Genomic DNA, 16,758 nt, shown 5'->3' with positions numbered 1-16,758 from the left:
AAGGAAACTGGCCGAAAGGTCCAGTAAAGCCACCAAGGAAATAGCCGACCTGATAACCAATATTCAGAAAGGGACCAAGGTGGCCTTAGAATCCATGCAGGTGGGCACCAGAGAAGTGGATTTTACACAGGGCCGACGGCGCCAAAATACCCGTGCTGAAAACAGTAAGACGCCTTCAAACGGATAGCGGAGAGAAACTGATCGAAACCTTTATAGATATAACGGAACGTAAAAAATGGAAGAACAGCTTTACCGTCTGTCCATAACCGATCCTCTGACAAAAGCTTATAACCGGCGCCATTTTCTGCAGATACTGGAACAGGAAATAGAGCGTACAAATCGAACCGGACTGCCCATTTCAGCAATTCTGGTGAACCTGGACCATTTCAAGAATATAAACGACTGTTTTGGACATGCCGTCGGCGATGAGGTTCTGAAAAGCCTGGTAAACATGATTAAACAAAGGAGCCGCAAAACAGACTGTCTAGCCCGCTGGGGTGGAAAAGAATTTGTGATGCTTCTGCCAATACACCGGTAGAAAAAGCCGCCGGTTTGGCTGAAGAGCTTCGCGAAGCTTTAAGCCGCCTGGATATTCCGGGTGTAAAAAGTGTGACTGCCAGTTTTGGAGTGGCTGGCTACTGCCCATCCGATACGGTGGACACCTTCATTATGCGCGCTGACAATATGCTTTACCAAGCCAAGTCTTCCGGGCGGAACTGTGTCCGCTATACAGGTGCATGTAACCAGATTTAATTTAACGTAAAACCGGCCAGAAATCCCCTGTCTGTAAAAGTGGTGGGATAAACAGTCGGTTTTTCTTTTCAGAATTCATAACCGGGGGTATAATATATATTAAATAATATGTTGGTGTATATTCTACGAAAAGAGGGGATCGAAATGTACGAACATGACCGCGATTTCTACGATCGGCCACGCCGGCCCGGTATCTTTCCGTACGTGGCGGTAGCTCTGATTAGCGCCATAATTGGGGGCCTGTTGGTTGCTTTTTTACTGCCGGTCAGATACCAGCAGCCGGGAGCAAAGAACCCGTACAATATTAATGTGCCGGACGTTCCTCCCCAGGTAACGGCGGAAGGCAAATCACCGGTAGTCGAAATAGCAGAAAAAGTGGGACCTGCCGTTGTCAGTGTGGAGAGCCGCTGGAAGGTTGCCGGTGGTTTTGATTTTTTCGGATTCCATTCTCAGGATGTGGCTCAGGGAGTTGGCTCAGGCGTTATTTTTGATGAAAGAGGTTACATAGTCACTAACTACCATGTGATAAGTTCAGAAAAAACAGGCCAATTGGCCGATGAAATTGCCATCAGCTTGGCCGATGGCAGGCAGGTGCCTGTTAAGTTGGTTGGTTATGATGCCCAGACTGACCTGGCTGTGTTAAAAACAAATGAAAAGAACCTGCCGATTGCCAAATTTGGCAGTTCCAAGAGACTAAAAGTCGGGGAATTGGCAGTTGCCATAGGCAGTCCATCGGGTCTGGAATTTGCCCGTTCCGTTACTGTCGGGGTAATCAGCGGATTGAACCGGACTTTGGAACTGGATGAGAGGACTTTTTCTTTAATTCAGACCGATGCGGCTATCAATCCGGGTAATAGTGGGGGAGCCTTAGTCAATTCCAGGGGCGAGGTGGTAGGCATAAACAGTGTTAAACTGAGCGCTCCTGGTATTGAGGGCATGGGCTTTGCCATTCCCATTGACGATGCGTTGCCTATCATAGAGGACATAATTAATTATGGCCATGTAAAAAGACCTTGGATTGGGATTAAAGGTTGGGCTTTGAATGCCATCGATGCAAAAGCCAATAATGTTCCTCAGGGGGTCGTTATTGAAGAAGTGGTTAATGGCGGGCCTGCTGACAAAGCAGGTATCAGGCCGGGGGACATTCTGACAAAGGTAAATGGAAAGCAAATTACCGAATTTAATGTGCTGACAGATGTTGTTCAGAAACAAAAAATAGGTAGTAAGATTACCATTGAAGTTTACAGCACAAAGGACAAATCAACCCGTAAGGTTACTGTCGTGTTAGGGGAAATGCCGGCAGAATTCTAAAATAGGGGCTGTCTATAAAAAGGCAGCCCCTTTTCATCAACGAAAGGGAGTGTCCCATAAGTAAATGGGACCCCCTTTTTTTAGCCATGAAAGCATAGGGAGCGGCAGACATATTCCTCCACGACGGCAACAATTCAGCTTGTTACCGGCTCCCGCATACGCGGATCGCCGACAAGCGGATATCAGACTCGTCGTTCCGGAACATATCTGCCACTCCCTGAATTTACGGTCAAAAAATGACGGGAGCGCCCCATAAGATTTTTACTTATGGGACACTCCCTGTACTTCAAAAAATAAAGGCTGCTTTTTTAGACGGGGATGACGGGATGGAGAAAGTAGAATTAGCCGGTTTTCTCTATTTCTTTTTCTTTGTTTTCTTTGGCAGCGGGGGCTTCGTCCACGGTGGTTTCGGGTCCGGAAGGCACTGTTTGTTCATCAGCTAAGCCGGCATCCATGTCAGTGCCTGTTTGGGCAGGTTGGGAGTTAGGTACTAAGTTATTGGGTTGTGCAACTGCTTCTGTTGCTGTTTCTGCAAGCGGTGTTTCTTCTTCCTCAGGAGGCACCGGAATTTCTTTCGCTGATCCGGTCCCGGTAACCGTTGGTAGGTCTTTAGTGGATTCTGCTGTTGCATGGCCGGAATTTTTGACTTTTTCTTTGGTTTTTTCTTTGATGGTTTTGCTCAGTTCAAGGGTTTTTTTCCTGGTTACGTTCCATAGACCGGAAGTGCTGTCCTTGAGGTTGGCCAGGGTTTCCTGCAGGCCTCCGTCCACTTTTGTAATTTCGTCCTCGGTATTGGCTTTAACAACAATAGCATCGGCTCCCATGGTTATTATCTGGGATGCGGGCAGCAGGCCTTTTCCTTTCAGCAGGCTTTCCATAAGCTTGCCCGATATTTCCAGGGAGACAATCTGCCCGGATTTTTCGTCGATATAATATTCGTCTACATGGCCGAGAACTTTGCCTGTTTCTGAAATCACTTTCAACCCGATAGGGTCAGTTTTTTCCCGCAGCAGTTTGAGGATTTCAGGCAGGTTGGTCGATTTTTCCACGTTACTGGACTGGTCGATGGTAATAGCGTCGTCGCCGACATTGGATACCTTACTGTAAGGAATGATTTTTTGCTCTCTAAACCAACCTTTCTGGTCTATAACCAGGGCGGCTATTTCTTTTTGTTCCGGGTCCACGACCAGTGATTTAACGGTCCCTATTTGAATTCCTTCTGCGATGCTTATTATTGGCATGGCCATTATTTTACGGCTTTTTCGCATGGCTAACCCTCCATTATTTAAACTAACCACTTAATTTGGAACGGATTTTTATAAAATAATATTCCTCCACTTAGGTTTATATGCCATAAAAAGGGAAATAATATAGACAAATTATTGGAAACCAAACGAAGAGGGGGAGTACGAAAATGGTAGAAGTAAAACTGAGGGTCCAACCAAGGCCAAATAAAACCAGAAGTTATAAACATTGGCTTAGAAATCACGGGAAAATTCCAGCCGTCATTTACGGTAAAGATTTGCCTAACAAATTAGTTGAAGTTGATGTGCGGAACCTGGAGAGCATTTTGCGGAACGGCGCCGGAAAGAATGCAATTATTAATTTAACGGTTGAAGAAGCAAAGCCCCACAAACTGACTGTAATGATCAAAGACTTGCAGCGTGACCCTGTAAAGGGCGATTTAATGCATGTAGATTTGCAGAAGATTTCGCTCACTGACAAGATACATACCACTGTGCCTATTCATTTAACCGGTGAAGCGGAAGGGATTAAAAAAGGCGGAATTTTACAGTCCGGTTTGCGGGAACTCGAAATAGAATGTGTACCGGCAAACATACCGGACCATATCAGTGTAGATATATCTGGCCTGGATATCGGCGATAGCCTGACAGTAGCTGATATTGCCGGGCAGGATGGATTTACGGTTAAGAATGACCCGGCTACAGTTATTGTTAGTATAGTGTCTCCACGCCGGGCAGAAGCTATAGAAGATAAAGCGGTGGAACCTGCTAAAACCGAACCGGCCAATGGGGAAGCAGGGAATGGAGATAAAAAAGAGGAATAACGCTACTGCTGAGTAAAATTCTTTCCCCGAAAAATTTTTCGCAGGAAAAATAGGAATTTCAGCGAATAGTTCATAAGAATTATTAGGGAGGCCAGACCGTTGAAACTTATAGTAGGGTTGGGAAATCCGGGGAAAGAATATGAGTTTACAAGGCATAACATAGGTTTTTTGGTGCTGGAGCAGTTAGCCGAAAAGTGGGGAATAGCAGTAAACAAAAATAGGTTTAAATCCCTTTTCGGCGAAGGGATTTTTCAGGAAGACAAGATTGTCCTGCTGAAACCCCAGACCTTCATGAATTTAAGCGGCCAGGCGGTTTTGGATGCGGTTCGGTTTTATAAGCTGGAATCCACTGACATCCTGGTAATTTACGATGATATGGACCTTCCCACCGGTCGCCTTCGTTTGCGGAAGAGCGGTGGCGCTGGAGGACATAGGGGAATGGAGTCCATTATTTACCTGCTAAACACTGAAAATTTTCCTCGTTTGCGAATAGGCATAGGAAAACCCGGACCGGATAAAGATGCGGTCCAGCATGTGTTGGGAAGGTTTGGTGAAGAAGAGCGGGAAAGGGTGGTTGCAGCCGTTTCCAAAGCGGTGGCGGCCGTAGAACTGGTTTTGAAAGAAGGCGTGGAAAAAGCAATGAACACAGTTAACAGAAACTAACGCCTCTTCAAATAAGGATAATCCAACCCGGTTTTTACAATTAATTCTCCATTTAAGGAGGTAAAAGGTTAATGCTTGTCGCTGTGGCGGCAGTTGCGGCTGCTGCTGTTTCCTGGTCGGGAAATAAAATCTTGACCAGACTATGGAAAACCGAAGGAATTATGTTTATCACTCCTTTACTTGAAGAGACGGCCAAAACTTTATCGGCTGTATTGCTACAACAGTCTGTTGTGTTGGTGCATGGTGCTTTTGGGGTAATTGAGGCTGGCTATGACTTAACAATAAAAAAGCAGACCAGTCCGATAGCAGCCTTGGTAAGCCTTTTAGGGCACCTTTTTTATGGAATCATTACATTACTCGGTTTCATGAAATGGGGAACCTGGCCTGGAATTATGCTTGCCTATGCCGCCCATACATTTTGGAATGTTTTTATTTTAAAAGCTTTACGGGATAGGCAGGTATCCTGAAAGAAAGCCCAGTCCTTGACGCAGGCATATTGGGCAGCTATAATGAATATAACTGTAAAAATATAGAAGAAGTTGCAGACCGGCTTTAGCTTTTCCTGCTAAGGCTTTTTTGGCGTTCGGAAAAAATGAATTGCAGTTAATAACCATCGGGAGCAAAAGATTATGGGTACTAATGGGTTATTTACTCCACTAATAGAATCAGCCGAATTCAATTCACTGACTGCCGGTTTAAAGCGGGGTCTGGCATATCAGATGGTTTATGGGTTGTCAGGTGCGCAGAATAGCTACCTGATAGCCGGTATTATAGAGAAGTTAAACGTGCCGGCCCTTATTATGGCGCCCAATGGTATTGCGGCTAAGAAAAGGCTCGATGATTTGAGGAATTTTTTACCAAACAGGGAAATATTGTATTATCCGGAACTGGAGCATGTGCCCTTTGGTTCCATTGCCCAAAGTAAAGAGCTGGCTGCTCAGCGCCTGGCTGTTCTTGCCAAGTTGGTGCAGCAGGACAACCTTATTATTGTGGCGCCTGTTGAAGCTCTTTATCAGCAATTGATTCCCAGGTCTGTATTTGAAAAGTTCAGTTTATGCCTTTCCGTGGGCCAGATTATTTCCCAGGAAAAAATGATTGAAGTATTTTTGGCGCAGGGATACGAAAGAGTTGAGATGGTGGAGGGCCCCGGCCAGTTTAGTGTGCGGGGCGGTATTATAGACATCTTTCCGCAAACCAGGGAGCGTCCTCTACGCATAGAGCTGTTCGACGATGAAATTGATTCCATCAGGGAATTTAAAGTAGATAGCCAAAGGTCGCTGAATAGGCTTCAGGAAGCAGTTATTTATCCCGCTGTCGAACTGGTCGTAGAACGGGAAAATTTTGTAAAGGCTGCCGACCTGATTGCAGCCGATTTTGCCGAACACGGAAAAAGGCTGAAAAAAATAGGCAAGTATGAAGCTTTTAATAAGTTGCAGGAAAAAACGAAAGAGATAATTGAAAAACTGAGAAGCGGCCTTTATATTGAAGGGATGGAATATTATTTTTCCTATTTTTATCCTGAAGGGGCCAGTTTGCTGGATTACTTAGACAGGAAGACGGTACTTTTTGTTGAAGAACCTTCCAGGCAGAAGGAATACCTGCAGAACCGTATCAATGAAATGGCCGAGAGCCATACTCATTATCTGGAAACAGGCCTGGCCCTGCCCAAACAGGGAAGAGCCTACTTTAATCCTGGTGACCTGCAGAAATCAGCCAAAGATTTTTCTCAGGTCGGTTTTTCCTTGCTGCCCAAGCAGCCCGCCGGAATAAGACCTGGCAACATAGTCAGCTTTGCCGGGAAATCCATCCCCTTTTTCATGAGTAAAACCGATTTGCTTGTAGAGGAAATTCGCAATCGCAGAAAAAAAGGTTATGCCATTGCCATAATGGCCAGTACTTCCAACAGGGCGGAGAAAATCCGCGACTTACTAAGGGACAGTAAAGTTGATGCTTTTTACGTATCCCGAATAACGGGCGAACTTAAACCCGGCAACGTGATTATTACCGAAGGCAGGATTGAAGCCGGATTTGAGATCGGGCAAATTAAATTTGCCCTTATTACGGACCTGGAAATATACGGAAAAAGAAAAAGCGGCAAGAAGGCCACCTTAAGACACCAGGAAGGGGCACTCATAAGTCATTTTACGGATTTGTCCGTAGGTGATTACGTTGTCCATGTAAATCATGGGATTGGGCGGTACCTGGGCCTGCAAAAGCTAGAGGTCGGTGGGGTTACCAAAGACTACCTGGTTATCCAGTATACGGGTGAAGATAAACTTTATGTCCCTACTGACCAAATAAGCTTGGTGCAGAAGTACCTGGGTGCCGAAGGAGCTGCTCCCAAACTGTCCAGGTTAGGGGGCCAGGACTGGAACAAAGTTAAGAAAAGGGTTAAGGAATCGGTCCGGGAAATGGCCCAGGAACTACTAAATCTTTACGCGACCCGGGAAAAAGTGGTTGGGCATGCTTACCCGCCCGACACAGTATGGCAGAAAGAATTTGAAGAAGCATTTCCATACGAAGAAACACCGGACCAACTGCGGGCCATCAAAGAAATCAAAGAAGACATGGAACGTCCTAAACCTATGGATAGGTTATTGTGCGGAGATGTAGGATACGGCAAAACCGAAGTGGCTATCCGGGCCGCTTTTAAAGCTGTTATGGACAGCCGGCAGGTAGCTGTTTTAGTTCCTACTACCATACTGGCTCAGCAGCATTATAATACCTTTGTGGAACGTTTTTCAGGCTACCCCATCAAAATCGAGATGTTAAGCCGCTTCCGCTCACCCAAAGAACAGCAGGAAATTTTAAAGAACCTAAAAACCGGCGGCGTGGATATAGTAATCGGAACGCATCGTTTGGTACAAAACGATGTACAGTTTAAAAAGCTTGGGTTGGTCATTGTGGATGAGGAGCAGCGTTTTGGCGTTGCCCATAAAGAGCGCTTAAAACAATTGCGAAAAAATGTTGACGTTCTCACCCTTACCGCCACACCTATTCCGCGGACATTGCATATGTCCCTGGTCGGGGTGCGGGATATGAGTATTTTAGAAACTCCCCCCGAAGACAGGTGGCCGGTACAAACTTATGTGCTGGAATTTAATTGGGACGTTATCGGTGATGCCGTCAGGAAAGAAATGGACAGGGGAGGCCAGGTTTATTTTGTTCATAACCGGATTATGGATATAGACCAGATAGCGGCTCAGCTTAGGGCAGCCGTTCCTGAAGCCAGGGTAGCCGTGGCCCATGGGCAAATGAAAGAGGACCAGTTGGAGCAGGTAATGCTGGAGTTTCTTGAGGGTGAGTACGACGTGCTTCTTTGTACGACTATAATCGAAACGGGCCTGGATATCCCCAACGTGAATACTCTTATTGTGGATGAAGCGGACCGAATGGGACTGTCGCAATTATACCAACTACGGGGACGTGTCGGGCGTTCACATCGCCTGGCCTATGCTTATTTTACCTACCGGCGTGACAAGGTGCTGACAGAAGTTGCGGAAAAACGTCTCCAGGCTATTCGTGAGTTCACCGAATTCGGCTCCGGCTTTAAGATTGCTATGCGTGACCTGGAGATCCGCGGCGCCGGCAACTTTCTGGGGCCGGAGCAGCACGGGCACATGATGGCCGTGGGTTTTGATATGTACTGCAGGCTACTCGAGGAAGCGGTCAAAGAGCTGAAAGGCGACCTGATTGAAGAAATTCAGGAGCCTACGATAGATTTAAATATTGATGCGCATATAGGTAATGATTATATCCCTGACGCCGGAATGAAAATAGAAATTTATCAAAAAATTATGCGCATACAATCTGCGGAGGATGCCAGGGATGTGGGAGAAGAGTTGGAAGACCGTTACGGCCCTGTGCCTCAATCGGTCACAAACCTGTTGGCTATTGCGCGAATTAAGGCTTTGTGTACGCGGCTTAAAGTTCAGGCAGTTACCCAGATTAAAGATATGGTCCACATTAAGTTCCATCCCAGCAATACGGTGCAGGGAGAACAGTTAGCAGGATTGGCGCAAAGATACCGCCACCGTCTGGTGTTTACCGGCACGCAGGCCTTGCAAATTAACCTGAAGGTGAAGGGTCTGTCTCGGGAACAAGCGCTGGCTAAAGTAGAGGAATTGTTGCTCTATCTACTAGACGAGGGAAAATTAAGAACTTGAAGTTTGTAGGCATCGGCAGTATAATATGGTTATGATTATAAAAGGGGAGGGTCACGAATTAATGTCAAAATTCAGAAAAATTTTAGGTCTGGCGCTTATATTGGTTTTTGCGGTCGTTGTAGCCGGTTGTGGAGCCAAAACAGTTGCGGAAGTAAACGGCGAAAAAATTACTCAGGAACAGTTGGACAAGCGTGTGAACAAAATGAAGCTGGCTTATGAGCAGCAGGGAGCTTCCTTTGAAGGAGAGCAGGGTAAGCAGATGCTCGAGGCCATTAAAAAGCAGACGCTTGACCAGATGATTGACCAGTTATTAATTAAACAGGCAGCCGAGAAAGAAGGCGTTGCGCCTTCAGATGCCGAAGTTCAAAAGCGTTTTGACGAGATTAAAAAGCGTTTTAAATCCGAAAAAGAATTTGAAGATGCCCTGAAAAATTATAACTATACAGAAGAAGAATTAAAAGAATATATTGCGCAACAGGCGATGACCGACGCTCTTTTCCAAAAGGTAACGAAGGACGTGAAAGTTACCGAAGAGGATATGAAAAAATATTATGAGGAGCGGAAAGACTCCTTTAAGGAGCCGGAAAAAATTAAAGCCCGCCATATCTTAATTAAGTTTGATACGGCAAATGAAAAAGTCGGTCGGAAAGAGGAAGAGGCCAAGAAAATGGCTGAAGAACTCATTGCCAAGTTAAACAACGGCGCTGACTTTGCTGAACTGGCCAAAGAAAAATCCGAAGACCCCGGCAGCAAAAACGATGGTGGTTTGTTGAAAGATCCCATGGGTAGTGATTATTTCGCCCGGGGCGTAATGGTCAAAGAATTTGACGATGCCGCTTTTGCTCTGAAAAAAGGGGAAATTACCAAAAAGCCTGTAAAAACCCAGTTCGGGTATCATATTATTAAAGTAGAAGATAAAAAACCGGAAAAGCAAAAAACTTACGAAGAAGCTAAAGAACAAATCAAAAAAGACCTGCCGAATACCCGGAAACAAGAGGTTTTCAACAAATATATCGAAGGTTTGAAGCAAAAGGCTAAAATTACCAATGAGTTAACCAAGAATGAACCGGCTGCTTCTAAGCTGCCGCAGGGCCATCCACCTATTAACGAAAATAAATAACTGTCATTCAAGCTTAAACCCTTAAAAGGAAAAAAATGAATAATTCCCTCCACTGCGATATATACTATCAGTAAAAGAATAGTAGTAAATTTAAGCAGACGAAAAAGGAGGGAAAACAGTGAAAGCTACAGGTATTGTACGCAGAATAGATGACCTAGGAAGAGTAGTAATTCCCAAAGAAATAAGGAGAACTTTACGTATTCGTGAAGGCGATCCTTTGGAAATTTTCGTTGACAGAGAAGGAGAAGTTATCTTAAAAAAATACTCACCTATAGGTGAATTAGGTGATTTTGCTAAGGAATATGCTGATTCTTTATATGAAGCTATTGGCCATATTGCTTGCATTGCTGACAGGGATACCATAATTGCCGTAGCCGGTGCTTCTAAAAAAGAATTTCTGAACAAGCATATTGGGCCTGCTGTTGAAAAAGTTATGGAGGATCGCAGGGCGGTTTTGGTGAACAACCCGGCAGCCGATCCTACCTGTAAGGACTGCCCCATTATCGAGGGTGAGGAAGAAGACAGATACAGCGCTCATGTTATTGCTCCTATAATCGCTGAGGGCGATCCTATCGGGGCGGTAATATTGCTCTCCAAAGAAGAAGGAGTTGAAATGGGTGACCTGGAAATGAAACTGGCTGAAACAGCAGCCGGGTTCTTGGCGAAGCAAATGGAACAATAACTGGCTAGGTAGCACACAAGGTGCTACCTTTTTTATTGTCAAATATTAATAAAATGTCATCGTCAGCCATAAACATAATTATCATAACTGGACGACGGTGATAAAATGACAAAAGGGGCATTGGCGAAGGGAGCAGTTATATTAAGTATTGCCGGGTTTATTAGCAAAATTATCGGTGCCGGGTATCGGATTCCGCTTTTTCGGCTGATCGGCGCGGAGGGTATGGGCATTTATCAAATGGCTTACCCTTTGTATACTTTGCTTTTAACCATATCCAGCGCCGGCATACCGGTGGCCGTTTCCAAGCTCGTGGCGGAGCGGGTAGTACTGAACGACCGGCAAGGAACCCGGGATATCTTATTGGTAAGTCTGGTTATGCTATCTTTGATTGGCGCTTTATGCACTACAGCGCTTTACATATTGGCCGGCTTTTTATCCCGGGAAGTATTAAAAGATGAAAGAGCGTATTATTCTATCGTGGCCATAGCGCCAGCAGTTTTTTTTGTTGGGCTGATGTCCGTTTTCCGCGGGTACTTCCAGGGTTTCCAGCAAATGTATCCTACTGCCATATCGCAGATTATTGAGCAGGCGGTAAGGGTGGCGACAGTTTTGATAGGGGCTTATCTCTTTTTGCCGCGGGGAATTGAGTATGCTGCCGCCGCAGCAACCTCAGGAGCTGTAGCCGGAGCTGTAGCGGGTTTGGGGGTCCTCCTGGTTTGCTATGTCTGGAAATCTGCAATTCTGCCCCCGGTATGGACTAAGGGTATGGGGGGCAAATCGCTGTCTCTGTTTATGACGGGCTACCGTATATTAGCCTTGTCACTGCCGATCTCTTTTGGGGGCCTGGTACTGCCTATGGTGCAGATTCTTGATGCTGTTACTGTACCCTTAAGGCTGCAACAGGCCGGCTATTCCGTGGCCAAAGCGGCGGAGTTATATGGGGAGCTAACAGGTGGAGCGGTTACCTTGGTGAATGTACCGACTATTTTTACTCTAGCCCTGGCTACTTCTTTGGTTCCTGTTATATCAGAACTCGATGCAAGAAAAAATAAATTTCAGATTTACCGTAATTTAAATGCCGCTGTAAAAGCAGCCGTATCTATATGCCTGCCTGCAGCAATGGGCCTGTATTTGTTGGCCGAACCTATCGCTGACCTTCTTTTCAACTGTCCCGAAGCAGGTATACCTTTGTCTATTTTAGCTCCCGCCGCTGTATTTTTGGGATTACACCAGACTACTTCCGGTGTTTTGCAAGGGTTAGGCAGAACCCATTTACCGGTAAAAAACTTATTGGTCGGTGTGGTAGTGAAGTTAGGGTTAAATTATTATTTAACAGGTCTTCCTGTTTTCGGAATAAGAGGCCCTGCCTTGGGGACATTGGCCGGTTTTTGTATTTCCTCTGTTTTGAACCTGGCAGATTTACGCAGAGTGACGGATTGGCGCTTAAGCAGGCAGGTATTGTCAAAACCGGCAGTAGCTGCTACAATTATGGCGGTAGGCGTATATTTGACCTTTGGATTTTTGAAACTAACTTATAACATGCATTTGGCCACTGTTTTAACAGTGCTTTTCGGGGCGGGAATCTATTTTGTAGTTTTGGCATTAATAGACAGAGGCAACGATTCTACGATAATGTTGCTTGTCAATGTGTTCAGGAAACGCTCATAGGGAAATAGGCCATTGTAGGGAGGAATTTAATGGGAGATATTACGGTGATTGGTTTGGGCCCCGGAAGTATTGGGGCTCTAACGGAAGCAACCATAAAAATTCTCAAAGGAAACGAACGGGTTTTTCTCCGCACTACCAAACACCCTGTTGTTCCATTGCTTATGGAACAGGGCCTTATAAAAGGCGATTCTTTTGATCATTTTTACGAAGAAATTGTTGATTTTGGTGAAGTGTACCGGCGAATTGCTGTGACATTACTGGAAGAAGCAGAAAAAGGTCCGGTAGTATATGCTGTGCCGGGCCATCCCCTGGTGGCGGAAGATTCAGTGCACCTGTTGCAGGAAATGGCCCGGGAAAAAGGCATTAAAGTGGAGATCATACCGGCCATGTCTTTTTTAGAACCATTGTTTCAAGTGGTAGGTTATGATCCTATAAAGGGATTGAATATTATTGATGCGCTCCAGTTGGACAAGCATTTCCCATTGCCGGCTTCGGCCAATGTGGTGGTCCAGGTTTACAGTCAACTGGTGGCTCAGGACGTGAAAATTTCCTTGATGGATTATTATCCTGACGAACATAAAATTTTTGTGGCTAGAGCAGTCGGGGTTCCCGGCATGGAACAGGTAGCTGAAGTCCCCCTATATGAATTGGACAGGCTGCCCTGGATTGACTACCTGACAAGTGTCTTTATTCCGCCGCTGCCGGGAGCTGAAAAGGGGCCTGTTAAATACCCCATGGACCCTTTGGTAAAAATTATGCAGCAATTGAGAAGTCCTGAGGGGTGCCCCTGGGACAGAGAACAAACTCATGAATCCTTAAAAAAGTATTTGATTGAGGAAACATACGAAGTTCTGGATGCTATAGATAATGGAAATATGAATAAATTTTGCGAAGAATTGGGAGACTTATTACTACAGATAGCCTTTCACGCACAGATAGCTGATGAGGAAGGTTTCTTTGACATCAATGATGTGGTTAAGAGCATCGCTGAAAAACTGGTGCGCCGGCATCCCCATGTTTTTGGAAATACGCGCGTAAAAAACAGTAGTGAGGTAAGTTATAACTGGGATAAAATAAAAGAAATGGAAAAGCGAAAGGAAGGAATGGAGGAAGCATCTATCCTGGACTCTATTCCCAAGGCTTTACCTGCTTTGCTGAAAGCAGAGAAGGTCCAGAAACGGGCAGCGAAGGTTGGCTTTGACTGGCCTGATTACAGAGGTGCACTGGATAAGATTTACGAGGAACTAGAGGAGCTTAAAGAAGCCCTTGACCGGGGCAATCGTTCCAATGCAGCGGAAGAAATGGGTGACCTTTTCTTTGCCCTGGTAAATCTGGCGCGTTTCTTGAGTGTTGACCCGGAAGAAGCCTTACAGGCTACTGTTGATAAATTTATCAAAAGGTTTAAGCTCATGGAAAAAAAGGCTTGGGAAACCGGAAAGAAGCTGGCAGACCTGAATTTAGACCAACTAGATCAATTATGGGAGGAGGCCAAAATTGTCCTAAACCAGTAAATTATAGGTGTTTTAGCAGAAAAAGTTGGTTGCAAAGCAGGAAATTAAAGGGTTATAGCGAATAATGCTTTTATATGAAAATCAAACACCAAATATAAAATATTCTAGGAGGGATTTTTGTGAACAAACAAGATTTAGTAAGCAGTGTAGCAGAAAAAGCCGGTTTGACAAAAAAAGATGCCGACAAAGCTGTTAGCGCAGTTTTTGCCAGCATTGAAGAAGCTTTGGCTAAAGGTGACAAAGTACAACTGGTTGGCTTCGGTACTTTTGAAGTGCGTGAAAGGGCCGCCCGTAAGGGCCGTAATCCTCAGACCGGAGCTGTTATCGAGATTGCTGCGGCCAAGGTTCCTGCTTTTAAGGCTGGCAAGGCTTTAAAAGATGCCGTTTCCTAATTAAAAAAGTACTAAAAAAATCAGGTTCCGGCGAGCCTGATTTTTTATTAATTTACAATTTGTGTTAAATTTATTTCTAAGTTTAAAGAAGGAAAACCGGCCAAAAAAAAACAGATAAAACTGCCGAATTATGGAGAAAAGGAGCTAAAGGGTGAAACTTAAAAAAACCATAATTTCGGGAGTGATACTATGAAAAGTTTACGGACCTTTTTTATTAGCATGTCATTAGGCATAACATTCGTAATCTTTGCTGCTTTGACAGCATATAACCTGTTTCAATTTGATGACATAATAGCCGGTGAGGTGCAGAATCAGCTAAAGACCCAGGCGGAAAAGGAAGCAAATAAATTTGATAGCAGGTTGCGGGAAATAGCGAAGGAGAATATCCTTTGTGCAAAAAATATTGAAGTTTCGGCCACTATTGACACAAATAACATATTGAAAACAATTGCCGGTTATATTCAGCTTGACCCTATGGTTTTAGGTTCGGGATTTTGGTTGGAGCCGGGGAAATATGACCCTCAAAAAGAGTTTTATGGCCCCTATGTTTATAAAGATAAGGGGAATATACAGGTTACCTGGGATTACAGTAACGCCCAATATAACTATTTTCAGTACGATTGGTATAAAAACGGTTTACAAGCTGTCGGCAAAGTTGCCTGGACGGAACCTTATCATGACCCTGTCTTGAATTTGGATATGATTACGTCATCCAGCGCCATAGTTAAGAACGGGGTTCCCATTGGTGTTACTACTACTGATATAAATCTGGACGTGTTAGCGGAAGCTGTTTCCAAAATTAAGGTCGGACAAACCGGATACGCATTTATAATTACCAAACAAGGATTTTATATGGCCCATAGAGATGCAAAGAAGAACTTAAAGGCCAAAATTACGGACGAAAAAGATGCAAACCTGAAAAATCTGGGAAATACTATAGTAAATGATACTAAATCGGGAATCCTTACCACAGTAATTGATGGGGTCAACCAGTATGCAGTTTATGCCCCAATCGGAGATACAGGTTTAAAGCTGGTAATGTTTATGCCCACCAACGAAACAACCTCTGGCTTTAATTTAACCGCTTTTTTTGTAAAAAACGCCGGGTTATTTATTGTGGCTATAGCAGTTTATGGTATTTTACTGTCAATCCTGATTAAAAAGAAAGTAATTCAACCTTTGAAAAACCTGAGTAATGAAGCTGAAAGGATTGCCGGTGGAGACCTGACCAATCTAACATCGGAAGAGACAGGCCGGAAGGATGAGATAGGCATTTTAAGAAAATCCTTTAACACCATGGTTGGGCAACTTCGTCAGCTCATCTTACATATTAACCAGTCTGCAGATAATATAGCTTCCACAAGCCAAATATTGGCCGTAAATTCTAATGAAACGGAGAAATCTACGCAGCAGGTGGCTAATGCAATTCAGGAGGTAGCCAAAGGCACCTTGGAACAGACCAAGTTAATTACGGAAACAATGAAAGATGTGGCCCAGCTTGATAAGATACTGGAAGGATTGGCGGCAGGGTCCCAGGAACAAATTAGAAATATAAAGGGGACAAATGATTTTGTCAATCAGATGACCGCTTCAATCGACGAAGTCACGTCCTGCGCGCATGCTGTTGCCAAGTCGGCAGAAAAAACCAAAGAAGCGGCTGAAAAAGGAGATCACGCTGTTAAATTGACTACTGAGGGCATGGACAGTATTAAGGAAAAGACCTTCGAAGCCTCCAGTAAAATAAAAGAATTAGGGGAGCATTCGCAACATATTGGAGAAATAATTCAGGTTATTGATGATATAGCGGAACAAACCAACCTTTTGGCCTTAAATGCAGCCATTGAGGCGGCCCGGGCGGGGGAACACGGCAAAGGTTTTGCGGTAGTTGCCGACGAAGTAAGGAAACTGGCTGAAAGAAGCGGGAATGCTACCAAAGAAATTGCTAAATTAATCACGGATATTCAAAAACTGACGGCGGCCTCAGTATCTGCTATGGAGCAGGGAACGGTAGAAGTAGAACGCGGAGTTGGTTTGGCATCTGATGCCCGGAAAGCTTTGCAAGAAATTCTGCAAACTGTTATAGATACATATCAGCAGACCCAGAAAATATTGGTAGCCGCTGAACAAATGTCGACCAGCAGCCAGAAGGTCGTAAATGCCGTTAATAATGTCAGCACTGTAAACGAGGAGGCTTCAACGGCTATAGCAAGTGTTTCTGAAACAAGTCACCAGGTGGCTCAGGTTATGGAAAATATTGTGGCCATCACAGAAGAAAGTTCGGCTGCTGCCGAAGAGGTTACCGCCTCTACCGAAGAAATGACTGCTTCTGCCGGCGAACTTTCCACCGTAGCGGAAAAGCTGGCGGGAATGTCCGATGAACTTAAAAGACTGATAACGAAGTTCAAATTTTAACTGCATCAGGGA

At 44.7% G+C, this 16,758-nt stretch carries 13 protein-coding genes and 1 pseudogene; 13 read left to right on the top strand and 1 reads right to left on the bottom strand.

Features of this window, described 5'->3' with window-relative positions; genetic code table 11:
• The 3 genes and pseudogenes from Tfer_RS16610 to Tfer_RS12050 form a co-directional block, all read left to right on the top strand.
• On the top strand, positions 1-187 hold a 187-nt coding region (locus Tfer_RS16610), incomplete at its 5' end, for a hypothetical protein (protein WP_160315563.1).
• Between the two features lie 48 nt (positions 188-235).
• A pseudogene (locus Tfer_RS16100) lies at positions 236-753 on the top strand (GGDEF domain-containing protein).
• A gap of 144 nt (positions 754-897) precedes the next feature.
• Positions 898-2,064 carry a S1C family serine protease gene (locus tag Tfer_RS12050; RefSeq protein ID WP_013119090.1) on the top strand — a complete coding sequence of 389 codons (1,167 nt, stop codon included), beginning with the start codon at positions 898-900 and terminating at the stop codon, positions 2,062-2,064.
• 341 nt (positions 2,065-2,405) lie between these two features.
• Here the strand turns inward: Tfer_RS12050 and Tfer_RS12045 are convergent, their stop codons facing one another.
• Positions 2,406-3,332, bottom strand: coding sequence for a PRC-barrel domain-containing protein (locus Tfer_RS12045; RefSeq protein WP_052218621.1), 927 nt, complete (start codon positions 3,330-3,332; stop codon positions 2,406-2,408).
• A 146-nt stretch (positions 3,333-3,478) separates the two neighbouring features.
• Between Tfer_RS12045 and Tfer_RS12040 the strand changes: the two genes are divergently transcribed.
• The 10 genes from Tfer_RS12040 to Tfer_RS11995 all read left to right on the top strand — a co-directional run bounded on the left by Tfer_RS12040 (position 3,479) and on the right by Tfer_RS11995 (position 16,746).
• A complete protein-coding gene (locus tag Tfer_RS12040) occupies positions 3,479-4,132 on the top strand; it encodes a 50S ribosomal protein L25/general stress protein Ctc (RefSeq protein ID WP_013119092.1) in 654 nt (217 codons plus the stop codon).
• Positions 4,133-4,231: 99 nt separating this feature from the next.
• Complete coding sequence (gene pth, locus Tfer_RS12035; RefSeq protein WP_013119093.1) at positions 4,232-4,795, top strand: aminoacyl-tRNA hydrolase; 564 nt, start codon at positions 4,232-4,234, stop codon at positions 4,793-4,795.
• Between the two features lie 71 nt (positions 4,796-4,866).
• On the top strand, positions 4,867-5,262 hold the full coding sequence (locus Tfer_RS12030) for a hypothetical protein (protein WP_013119094.1): 396 nt from the start codon (positions 4,867-4,869) through the stop codon (positions 5,260-5,262).
• Positions 5,263-5,424: 162 nt separating this feature from the next.
• Positions 5,425-8,961 (top strand): transcription-repair coupling factor, encoded by a 3,537-nt coding sequence (gene mfd, locus Tfer_RS12025; protein WP_052218620.1) that lies wholly within the window; start codon positions 5,425-5,427, stop codon positions 8,959-8,961.
• Between the two features lie 61 nt (positions 8,962-9,022).
• Positions 9,023-10,081, top strand: coding sequence for a peptidylprolyl isomerase (locus Tfer_RS12020; RefSeq protein WP_052218619.1), 1,059 nt, complete (start codon positions 9,023-9,025; stop codon positions 10,079-10,081).
• Positions 10,082-10,199: 118 nt separating this feature from the next.
• Entirely contained in the window at positions 10,200-10,763 is a 564-nt protein-coding gene (spoVT, locus tag Tfer_RS12015; RefSeq protein WP_013119097.1) for a stage V sporulation protein T, read from the top strand.
• Positions 10,764-10,868: 105 nt separating this feature from the next.
• The gene (locus Tfer_RS12010) at positions 10,869-12,431 is read left to right on the top strand and encodes a putative polysaccharide biosynthesis protein (protein WP_052218618.1); all 1,563 of its coding nucleotides are present in this window, start codon (positions 10,869-10,871) and stop codon (positions 12,429-12,431) included.
• Between the two features lie 29 nt (positions 12,432-12,460).
• Positions 12,461-13,942, top strand: a complete 1,482-nt coding sequence (yabN, locus tag Tfer_RS12005; RefSeq protein WP_052218617.1) for a bifunctional methyltransferase/pyrophosphohydrolase YabN — start codon at positions 12,461-12,463, stop codon at positions 13,940-13,942.
• 119 nt (positions 13,943-14,061) lie between these two features.
• Positions 14,062-14,334, top strand: coding sequence for an HU family DNA-binding protein (locus tag Tfer_RS12000; protein ID WP_013119100.1), 273 nt, complete (start codon positions 14,062-14,064; stop codon positions 14,332-14,334).
• A 189-nt stretch (positions 14,335-14,523) separates the two neighbouring features.
• Positions 14,524-16,746 (top strand): methyl-accepting chemotaxis protein, encoded by a 2,223-nt coding sequence (locus tag Tfer_RS11995; RefSeq protein WP_052218616.1) that lies wholly within the window; start codon positions 14,524-14,526, stop codon positions 16,744-16,746.
• Positions 16,747-16,758 lie beyond the last annotated feature (12 nt).

The organism is Thermincola ferriacetica (assembly GCF_001263415.1).
GTDB classification, from domain to species: Bacteria; Bacillota; Thermincolia; order Thermincolales; family Thermincolaceae; genus Thermincola; species Thermincola ferriacetica.
Note: the sequence above shows the minus strand (reverse complement) of the source record. Positions and strands in the feature narration are given on the sequence as shown.

Bases quoted from the DNA above. Each gene is read 5' to 3' on its own strand.
- yabN (WP_052218617.1), top strand. From the start codon at position 12,461: ATGGGAGATATTACGGTGATTGGTTTGGGCCCCGGAAGTATTGGGGCT.
- Tfer_RS12020 (WP_052218619.1), top strand. From the start codon at position 9,023: ATGTCAAAATTCAGAAAAATTTTAGGTCTGGCGCTTATATTGGTTTTT.
- Tfer_RS11995 (WP_052218616.1), top strand. From the start codon at position 14,524: ATGAAAAGTTTACGGACCTTTTTTATTAGCATGTCATTAGGCATAACA.
- mfd (WP_052218620.1), top strand. From the start codon at position 5,425: ATGGGTACTAATGGGTTATTTACTCCACTAATAGAATCAGCCGAATTC.
- Tfer_RS12045 (WP_052218621.1), bottom strand. From the start codon at position 3,332: ATGCGAAAAAGCCGTAAAATAATGGCCATGCCAATAATAAGCATCGCA.
- Tfer_RS12010 (WP_052218618.1), top strand. From the start codon at position 10,869: ATGACAAAAGGGGCATTGGCGAAGGGAGCAGTTATATTAAGTATTGCC.
- Tfer_RS12050 (WP_013119090.1), top strand. From the start codon at position 898: ATGTACGAACATGACCGCGATTTCTACGATCGGCCACGCCGGCCCGGT.
- Tfer_RS12040 (WP_013119092.1), top strand. From the start codon at position 3,479: ATGGTAGAAGTAAAACTGAGGGTCCAACCAAGGCCAAATAAAACCAGA.
- Tfer_RS12030 (WP_013119094.1), top strand. From the start codon at position 4,867: ATGCTTGTCGCTGTGGCGGCAGTTGCGGCTGCTGCTGTTTCCTGGTCG.